Here is a 2,196-nt window from a genome sequence, read left to right on the forward strand (position 1 = left end):
TTCAAAATAAAGCGATTTAATAGACTTATAAGCAAAGTACAACCATCTGATCAATCAGACTATTTTACAGTTATCTCAACTCTCTCAGAATTTTCAGGAGTACGATTATGCTGAAATTCAAGCCAATTCTTTCTCTTACCGTAGTCGGACTATCTCTCAGCCTACTCAGTAGTGGTAAAGCCTTAGCCTTCAGCTTCAACTTTAGTCCAATAGTAGAAACTAACAGTTCATTCAGTTCCTTTAGCAGCCTCGGTTCTGGACTCGGTACCGCAGGTGGGAATAGCGGCTATAAGTTGTCCAATGACGCCGACTATCAAAACGGAAAAGGACTGGCAATTAACAATAATGGTCAAGTCGTCTTTTTTGCCGAACTCACGTCAGGAGACCAAGGAATCTATGTTGGTACGGGTGTAGGAGGTCAAAAAATCATTGTTGATAACAAATCTGACTCTATATTTAGCAGTTTTGGTCAGGGATTAGCCCTCAATAATGACGGCACTGTCGCCTTTTTTGCTGATGTAGATGCTGGAGGTCAAGGCATCTTTACTAGCAACGGTGTCAGTAACACTCAACAAATTGCCCATACAAACGGAACCTATAGTAACTTTGCCCCTGGACTTGCCATTAACGACAATGGGACAGTCGCCTTTTTTGCCAATCTTGATAGTGGGGCGCAAGAAATCTTTACCAGCGATGGCAATAAAACGATCCAAATTACCAACTGTACAGGTGCTGGCTCATCCGAACAACAATGTCCTCTGTCCAGTGTAAACCTTGATCCTCATGCACCTGACATTAATAATCAGGGAATGGTTAGCTTTGTCAGTCACTACGGTGTCTTTACAGGGGATGAGAATGGCAATTATCTAATTGTTGCTGATCAAGCTAACTTTTGGAATGGTTCATATCGGGAAGCTAATATCAATGACCAAGGCGAAGTCTCAGCCTTTGCTCATAATAATGGCGCGGGTCAAGTCATTTTTAAGGCGGATGGCATTAATGGTGAATTGATTGCCGGGAATAATTATGAGCAGTCAGAAACACCAGATACATTCTATAATGTTGGCACCAGTTCTATCAATAATAAAGGACTCGTCGCGTTTATGGCAAATCAGGTCGTTGAAGGGTCTAGCCCCTTTAGCAACCAGGATAAAGGCATTTTTGTGGGCAGTAATGCGGTTGAGGATAAAGTTATTGGCATTGGCGATACCTTATTCGGTTCCACTGTAGTTGATTTAGCCATGGATCGGCAAAGCCTGAGTGATGATAATGAGATTGTCTTCTGGGCAAAATTTGAAGATGGAACCGAGGGAATTTACCGCGCTAATAACATTGCCGATTCTCAATTTAATCCCTTGCTTCCTGATAGTACCTTGGATGGAGTGTTCCGATTTATTGACGTTATTGGTGGAAAATGGTACGACCCACCTTCCGCTTATGGCTTCCACTATGAAATGACCGGGAATTCTTTATTTACCTCAATTCTGAATTTCCCAGTTGGCTTTGAAAATCCCTTCACGGTATCTGTAGGAGATACAAATCTGGGTGAATTTCTACCCGGAGACAGTATCGATTTTGTCTCGCTTTTGGGTGGTGGTGTTTCTGAGTTTACGATTACCGGACTCAATGTTGATCCCACCAATCCTACAGCGTTCCCAATTAAACTTGACTTTGATACAGATACGGCGAGTTTCGATATGCACGCACTCATAGAGGAAGACAGTCAGAACGTGCCTGAACCCGTTTCTGTCGTCAGTTTTTTGACCTTTGGTTCAGGTGTTGTATTACTGCGTAGACGGAAATCACGGCAGGTGTAGGAGCGGGTTTTACAACTATCTTATCGGTTGCACCCAGATGTAACTAAACCCGCCCCTCCCAACGTTTTTTTGACAGATATACCGTAGGGTGGGTTGAGCGAAGCCGGTGGGTTGAGCGAAGCCGGTGGGTTGAGCGAAGCCGAAACCCACCAGCCTACCAGTCAGTAACATTGATCTATACCTATTAAAGCTTGGCTAGAGTTCTTTATAGGTAAAGGTACAAACAAATAACCAACAAAAACTGAAAAATTGAAGGAGAAAACAATGTTGAACTATACCGCAAAATTTTCTATTTCTGCTCATTTTATCCCTATCGCCACCGTATGCGGTTTGCTTTTGGCTACAGCAGAAACGGCTCAAGCTGCTACGTTTGCTCTCA

General features: G+C 43.1%; 1 protein-coding gene. It reads left to right on the plus strand.

From position 1 onward, the window contains the following. Positions 1–107 precede the first annotated feature (107 nt). Positions 108–1,817 carry a DUF7453 family protein gene (locus MC7420_RS38745; protein WP_006105921.1) on the plus strand — a complete coding sequence of 570 codons (1,710 nt, stop codon included), beginning with the start codon at positions 108–110 and terminating at the stop codon, positions 1,815–1,817. The last annotated feature ends 379 nt before the right edge of the window (positions 1,818–2,196 follow it).

The organism is Coleofasciculus chthonoplastes PCC 7420, from assembly GCF_000155555.1.
In the GTDB taxonomy this organism is placed as follows: Bacteria; Cyanobacteriota; Cyanobacteriia; order Cyanobacteriales; family Coleofasciculaceae; genus Coleofasciculus; species Coleofasciculus chthonoplastes_A.